This window comes from Cribrihabitans neustonicus, from assembly GCF_048820895.1.
Lineage (GTDB): Bacteria > Pseudomonadota > Alphaproteobacteria > Rhodobacterales > Rhodobacteraceae > Cribrihabitans_A > Cribrihabitans_A neustonicus.
This window is the reverse complement of sequence record NZ_JBMERQ010000008.1, coordinates 144,046-150,939: the sequence shown is the minus strand read 5'-3', so window position 1 is coordinate 150,939 and position 6,894 is coordinate 144,046. Positions and strand designations below refer to the sequence as shown.

The following is a 6,894-nucleotide window of genomic DNA, read 5'->3' as shown; positions in this document are numbered from 1 at the left end:
TCCAGCCGTCCGCCCGTCTCCCCGAGCTGCCCCGGCGCCTCTCCGCCGCGTTTCCCGTCCCTGGCTGGCGTGGCCGCCGTCCCGTCCGGTGTGTCCCCGTGGCGCCTCAGCGCCGCCGGTGAAGGGGGTTCTACGGATAGCACCGCCGGCCCGCAACCCGAAAATCACCCAAAATCCCAACTTTCGGACAGAAAAATGCAAAACACAGTAAAATCAGGTACTTACATGAAAAGAAAGTCAGCCATCCTGACCCGCTTTCCGCACCCGCAGCATCCCCCGCACCCCGCCCCGCGCCCTTATCCACAGAACCGCGCCACTTACCCACAGACCCGCCGCCAGACTCACCCCGGAATCGCCATGAATCGCCCCCCCCCCCCTGACTCGCCCCGCCCGATGCCGCCCCAGCCGCTTTCTGACCAAAAACACCCCGGGGGAGGCCAAAAGGGCCGGGGGCAGAGCCCCCAAGTCCCGCCCTTCCGTTTGTCCGGCACAAAAACGACCAACAGTGCGCGCGTTTCATGTGCGACGCGCATCGGCATCCGGTCCTAGCGTTTTCCGGAACCAGACGGCCTTCCTCCTCCGGCACAAGGACCGACCGCAGATGGACAGCTTCGCAGAACCCCGTACCGATGCCTTCGCGAACGCAGGGCTCCCCCTCCCCTCTTCCCCGCCGGCAGACCCCGCCCGGCTGGCATTCGACAGGACGCTCGCGGCCGCGCGGGGCCTGCATGCGGCGCTGCCAGCCATGGCCGCCTTCCAGCCCTGGCCGGACGACCTCACCTGGGCGGGACGTGCCGCGGCCCATGTCCCGGGTGCAGAACTGCTGGCATATGACCCGGGCCAGGCAGCCGCATCAGGCCCCGCAGCGGCGGAGGTCCGCGCGCTGCAGGAGACCCTCGCCGCCCTCGCCCCCTACGCCGAATGGCGCCTCACCTATACGGAGGCCGAGGTCGGCGCGGATTTCCTGCGGCGCTTCGGCTGGTTCGAACTGGCGGGCCCCACCGGGCATTTCCACTCGGAGCAGATCCGGATGACGGTGGGCTACTGGGGCCGCGGGCTGGATTACCCCTGGCACCAGCACGGGCCGGAGGAGCTTTACTGCGTGCTTTCGGGCCATGCCACTTTCCTGGCCGAAGGCGAGGCGCCGCTGGTGCTCACCCCCGGAGACACAAGGCTGCACGGCGCCAACCAGCCGCATGCGATGGTGACCGGGGACGAACCGGTCCTGTGCTTCGTGCTGTGGAGGGGTGAGGGGCTGGCGGAGGACCCGCGCATGTCCGTGTCGTGAGGCGGGGCCGCCCAGCGCGGCCCTCTCTCTATATAGGCAGCCGCTCGAATGGGAGCGGCTGCACAGCCCGCCCCGGAACGCTCCGGAACGGGGATTCTCGTGAAAGCGCCGGATCAGGCCAGCGCTGCGGTGACGATGACCTCGACCAGGAAGTCGGGGCGGGCGAGCTTGGCTTCGCCGCAGGCGCGGGCCGGAGCGTGGCCTTCCGGCACCCAGGCGTCCCAGACCACATTCATCTCGTCGAAATCGCCCATGTCCGCGAGCCATATCACCACCTGCAGCATGTGGTTGCGGCTGCTGCCTGCCTCGGCCAGCAACGCGTCGACCTTATCCAGGCACTCCTGAGTCTGCTGCGCCACACTGGCGCCCGCGGTGCCAACCTGGCCTGCCAGATAGACAGTCTCGCCATGGGTCACGATCTGGCTCATCCGTGTGCCGCTCTGTCTGCGTGTAATTCCAGCCATTGGCCCCTCCTCTTTCATGCTGCCATATATACGGGCAAGCCGCGGCTCCCGTCTCTTCCCGGATAGCCCGGCGCCGTCAGCCCGGCAATCGCTCCGCCACTTCGCCTCAAGAAAACTTGCGGAACAGCCGGGTCATGTCGAACAGCTCGTCCAGCCGGTCGTAGCGCTCCTTGGTCTTGTCCCAGCTCTCTTCCTGGGTGGCGGCAATCATCGCTTCCAGCAGCATCATAGTGGAGATGTTCGAATCCCAGGCCGACGGAATCTCCACCCAGCAGTTGAAGGTGTGGTCCGCGACCCCGGCAATCGGGCTCGCCCATTGGTCCGTCACCAGGATGATGCGCACGCCGCGCCCCGCCGCCAGCTCCGCCAGACGCTGCAGGTTGGTCTCGTAGCGGCGCACGTCAAACATCATCAGCGTGTCGCCCTCCACCATATCGAGCACGTAATGCGGCCAGGTGGCGGAAGAGGACGTCATATGCGTGACCCGCTGCCGGATCGCCTGGAAGTGGGTGAAGGCGTAATCCGCCAGCGCCCTGGTGATCCGCCCGCCCACCACATAGAGCCGCCCCTCGGTATTGGCGAGCTGGCGCACGGCGGCGTCAAAGGCCTCGCTGTCGAGGTTGGAGAAGGTCTGCTGCAAGTTGCCCGTGACCGCCTGTGCAAATCTGTTCAGCAAATGCCCTTCCGGCGCATCAGACGCCCAGTTTTCGCGCCGCTTGGTGGGGCCGGAGACTTTGGCCTCCAGTTCCTTCAGCAGCGCCTGGTGGAACTGCGGATAGCCCTTGAAGCCCAGTTTCTGCACCATCCGCGCCACCGTTGGAGTCGAGACCTCGGCATTGGCCGCCACGATGGTGATCGAGGCAAGCCCAGCTGCCGGATAGTTTTCCAGCAGCAGGTTGGCAAATTTGCGCTCGGATTGGGTGAGAGCGGAATAGTGTTCGCGGATCAGCTCGCGGACGGTGGCAGGCGCTTTCGGCAAGGACAGGCTCCTCTTGAGGGCGGCCTGGGGGCGTTCCCGGCCGCGTCTGAAAACATCCTTTCAGCAACGCCGCGTCTGGAAGTATATTGACAGAGTTTATCTGCCATGGAAACATTTTTCCAAAGACAGGGAGACAGCGCATGCCAGGCGGCGATTCTGAAGCGCAGCACGACGCGGTAGAGGTGGTAAACCCGGACGGGGCCGGCGCCGTGCTCCTGCTGTGCGAACATGCCTCCAGCGACATTCCTGCCCGCTACGACGGGCTGGGGCTGAAGCCGGAAGACAGGCAGAGCCACGCGGCCTGGGATCCGGGCGCGCGCGCCGTGGCGCTGCACCTGTCGGCTGCCCTCGACGCACCGCTGGTCGCCGGCCGGGTGTCGCGCCTGGTGTTCGACTGCAACCGGCCGCCCGAGGCGGCTTCGGCAATGCCGGAGAAATCCGAACTGATCGAAGTGCCGGGCAACGCGAACCTCACCCCCGAACAGCGGCAGGAACGGGTCGACAGGGTCTATACCCCGTTCTGCGAGGCGGTGACCCGAGTGATCGAGGCGCGGCAGAAGGCCGGGCTCCAAACCAACATCGTCACGATGCACAGCTTTACTCCGGTCTATTACGGTCAGCCCCGCAGGGTAGAGATCGGCGTCCTGCACGACAGCGACAGCCGCCTGGCCGATGCGATGCTGGCGGCAGCCCCAGCCCTGCCACACCGCCGCATCGAGCGCAACGAACCCTATGGCCCGGCAGACGGGGTGACCCATTCGCTGAAGGTACACGCTTTGTCGCGCGGGTTGCCCAACGTGATGATCGAGATCCGCAACGACTTGCTGCGCTCCCCCGCGGACGAACAGGCGATGGCGGAAGAGATGCTGACCCTGCTGCGCCCGGCGCTTGCCGCGCTGGCGGCAGAAGGAGGCCGCGATGCCTAGAGTGATCACCGCCTATGTCCGCGGCATCGACGCGATGAACCGCTTCATTGGCCGCTTTGCGATGTACCTGATCTTTGCGCTGATCGGCGTGCTGTTGTGGTCATCGGTCTCCAAGACCTTCTTCAACCCATCGCTCTGGACGCTGGAGACCGCGCAGTTCGTCATGGTCGCCTATTATATCCTGGGCGGCCCCTATTCGATCCAGATGGGCTCCAATGTGCGGATGGACCTGTTCTATGGCGCCTGGTCGGTGAAAACCAAAGCCATGGTCGATGCCTTCACCGTTCTGTTCCTGATCACCTATCTTGGCATTCTGCTCTACGGCGCAGTGAGCTCCACCGCCTATTCGCTGGGCTACTTCGGGATGGAGCCCTTCCAGTTCTTCTGGGCCCTGCTTAAGACGCTTGTCACCCAGGGCTTTGCCGCCGCCGGTGAGGAGCTTGGCTACCTGGAGCGCAGTTCCACCGCCTGGCGGCCCTTCCTGTGGCCGGTCAAAACCATCCTCTGCTTCGGTGTCTTCCTGATGCTGCTGCAATGCCTTGCCGAACTGTTCCGGGATATCGGACGCCTGCGCGGAGTCGAAATTTAATGCCTTACGAAATGATCGCCATCGTCATGTTTGCCGGCATGATGCTCATGCTGATGACCGGCCAGCGGGTGTTTGGCGCCATCGGCTTTGTCGGCGCGGTTGCGGGGCTGTTCCTCTGGGGCACCGGCGGAGTGGAAATCCCCTTCTCCGCCTCGATGAAGCTGATGAAGTGGTATCCGCTGCTGACCCTGCCGATGTTCATCTTCATGGGCTACGTCCTGTCGGAATCGAAGATCGCCGACGACCTCTACCGGATGTTCCACGTGTGGATGGGCCCGGTGAAGGGCGGTCTTGCCATCGGCACCATCGGGCTGATGGTGCTGATTTCTGCGATGAACGGGCTGTCGGTGGCGGGCATGGCGATCGGCGCCACCATCGCCCTGCCGGAGCTCTTGCGCCGCGGCTATGACAAGATCCTGGTGACCGGGACCATCCAGGCTGGCTCCAGCCTCGGCATCCTGGTGCCGCCCTCGGTGGTGCTGGTGCTTTATGCGATGATCGCGCGCCAGCCGGTCGGGCAGCTGTGGCTCGCAGGCGTGGTGCCCGGGCTGATGATGGCTGTCATGTTCATCATCTACATCTATGTCCGCGCCCGCATGCAGCCGCACCTGGGCCCCGCCATGCACCCCGAGGATCTGGCTGAATACGAGCAGATCACCGATCACCCGCTGCGCCTCAACTACCTGACCCTGGCAACTCTGGTGCTGGTGCCGCTCCTGATCCTGACCGGTGCGACCGATGCGCAGCCCGCGCTCGGCCTCGGTTTCGGTCTCGGCGTGCTGTCCTTCGTGATGCGGGGAAACCCGGCGTTCTACAAGGACCTCTACCTGAAAGAGAAGCACCGGCTGCTGTTCTCCGGTGTGCTGCCGCTGGCGATCTTCGCCGCGATGATGGTGCCCTTCGTGAATGGCTGGACCTCGCTGGTCGAAAGCTCCGCCATCGGCGCCATCACCGCCTTTCTGGCGGCGGTGCTGAAAGGCCGGATGAACAAGGAAGTGTTCGAGACCTCGGTGCGCTCCACCCTTGGTATCTCCTGCATGTTTATGTGGATCATCCTTGCCGCCCTGGGCTTTGGCGCGGTGTTCGACGGGCTGGGCGCGGTGAAGGCGATCGAGGATCTGTTTACCACCAAGCTGGGGCTTTCGCCCTGGATGATCCTGATCCTGATGCAGCTGAGCTTCATCATCATGGGCACCTTTCTCGATGACACCGCGATGCTGGTGATCGTAGCCCCGCTCTATGTGCCGCTGGTGGGCGCGCTCGGTTTCGATCTGATCTGGTACGGCGTGCTCTACACTATCACCACCCAGATCGCCTACATGACGCCGCCGTTTGGCTACAACCTGTTCCTGATGCGCGCGATGGCGCCGCCTGAGATCGAGCTGAAGGACATCTACGTCTCGATCATCCCCTTTGCTGCAGTGATGGTGCTGGCCTTGGCGCTGATCATGATCTTCCCGCAGATCGCTCTGTGGCTGCCGGAGTATGTTTACGGAAAATAACCAAGAGAAGCCCCGCCAAGAGGCCGGATCTTTCAACAAGGAGTGAATTGATGACGACAAGACGCAAGTTTTTGCAATCCGCCGGCGTGGGCGCCATGGCGGCACCGCTCGCCGCCCCGGCGCTGGCCCAGTCCACCATAACCTGGCGGATGCAGACCTATGCCGGGGCCGCACTTGCCGAGCATGTGGTGAAACCGGCAATCGACATGTTCAACAAGATCGCGGGCGACCGCATGCAGATCGAACTGTTCTACGCCGACCAGCTGGTGCCCACCGGCGAATTGTTCCGGGCCATGCAGCGCGGCACCATCGACGCGGTGCAGTCGGACGATGACTCGATGGCCTCGCCCACCGAGGTCACCGTGTTCGGCGGCTATTTCCCCTTTGCCTCGCGCTACTCGCTCGACGTGCCGGTGCTGTTCAACCAGTACGGCCTGAATGAAATCTGGGACGCGGAATATTCCAAGGTCGGCGTCAAGCACATTTCGGCAGGTGCCTGGGACCCCTGCCACTTTGCCACCAAGGATCCGATCAACTCGCTGGAGGACCTGAAGGGCAAGCGCGTCTTCACCTTCCCGACCGCGGGCCGTTTCCTGAGCCAGTTCGGCGTGGTGCCCGTCACCCTGCCCTGGGAAGACATCGAAGTTGCGGTGCAGACCGGTGAGCTCGACGGCATCGCCTGGTCCGGCATCACCGAAGACTACACCGTCGGCTGGGCCGACGTGACCGACTACTTCCTGACCAACAACATCTCCGGCGCCTGGGCTGGCTCCTTCTTCGCCAACATGGGCCGCTGGGAAGAGCTGCCGGAAGACCTGCAGACCCTGTTCCGCGTCTGCTGCGACCAATCGCATTATTACCGCCAGTGGTGGTACTGGGGCGGTGAAGCCAGCTTGCGCGTGAACGGCGACAAGATGAAGCTGACCACTATTCCGGACAACGAATGGCAGCAGGTCGAGGACGCGGCGGTGAAGTTCTGGGATGAGATCGCAGCCGAGTCCGAAACCAAGGCGAAGGTTGTCGAGATCTTCAAGAAGTATAACGCTGACATGCAGAAAGCCGGCCGCCCCTACCGCTACGGCTGAGGCACCGGCTGAAACACGGGATTTGGCCTGCGCCGCAGCGGGCCAAATTCCTTGCCAGAGG

Annotated in this window: 7 protein-coding genes; 5 read left to right on the top strand and 2 right to left on the bottom strand. The window is 64.0% G+C overall.

Translation table 11 applies throughout. The features are described 5' to 3' along the window. The first annotated feature begins 601 nt into the window (after nucleotides 1–601). Complete coding sequence (locus ACOHWE_RS15985) at nucleotides 602–1,288, top strand: dimethylsulfonioproprionate lyase family protein (RefSeq protein WP_420667718.1); 687 nt, start codon at nucleotides 602–604, stop codon at nucleotides 1,286–1,288. 113 nt (nucleotides 1,289–1,401) lie between these two features. Here the strand turns inward: ACOHWE_RS15985 and ACOHWE_RS15980 are convergent, their stop codons facing one another. Both ACOHWE_RS15980 and ACOHWE_RS15975 read right to left on the bottom strand, forming a co-directional pair. Continuing rightward, complete coding sequence (locus ACOHWE_RS15980) at nucleotides 1,402–1,752, bottom strand: RidA family protein (protein ID WP_420667717.1); 351 nt, start codon at nucleotides 1,750–1,752, stop codon at nucleotides 1,402–1,404. A gap of 106 nt (nucleotides 1,753–1,858) precedes the next feature. Next, entirely contained in the window at nucleotides 1,859–2,731 is an 873-nt protein-coding gene (locus ACOHWE_RS15975) for a MurR/RpiR family transcriptional regulator (RefSeq protein ID WP_420667716.1), read from the bottom strand. A gap of 140 nt (nucleotides 2,732–2,871) precedes the next feature. Here ACOHWE_RS15975 and ACOHWE_RS15970 point away from each other — a divergent pair, with 140 nt between their 5' ends. Genes ACOHWE_RS15970 through ACOHWE_RS15955 form a run of 4 tightly spaced genes read left to right on the top strand, consistent with a single transcriptional unit; the run spans nucleotide 2,872 to nucleotide 6,833 of the window. Continuing rightward, the gene (locus ACOHWE_RS15970; protein ID WP_420667715.1) at nucleotides 2,872–3,657 is read left to right on the top strand and encodes an N-formylglutamate amidohydrolase; all 786 of its coding nucleotides are present in this window, start codon (nucleotides 2,872–2,874) and stop codon (nucleotides 3,655–3,657) included. After that, nucleotides 3,650–4,246, top strand: coding sequence for a TRAP transporter small permease subunit (locus ACOHWE_RS15965; RefSeq protein ID WP_420667714.1), 597 nt, complete (start codon nucleotides 3,650–3,652; stop codon nucleotides 4,244–4,246). Before ACOHWE_RS15970 ends, ACOHWE_RS15965 begins: the two co-directional genes overlap by 8 nt. Then, nucleotides 4,246–5,748 carry a TRAP transporter large permease gene (locus ACOHWE_RS15960; RefSeq protein WP_420667713.1) on the top strand — a complete coding sequence of 501 codons (1,503 nt, stop codon included), beginning with the start codon at nucleotides 4,246–4,248 and terminating at the stop codon, nucleotides 5,746–5,748. The genes ACOHWE_RS15965 and ACOHWE_RS15960 overlap by 1 nt, the downstream gene beginning before the upstream one ends. 50 nt (nucleotides 5,749–5,798) lie before the next feature. Next, nucleotides 5,799–6,833 carry a TRAP transporter substrate-binding protein gene (locus tag ACOHWE_RS15955; RefSeq protein ID WP_420667712.1) on the top strand — a complete coding sequence of 345 codons (1,035 nt, stop codon included), beginning with the start codon at nucleotides 5,799–5,801 and terminating at the stop codon, nucleotides 6,831–6,833. Nucleotides 6,834–6,894 lie beyond the last annotated feature (61 nt).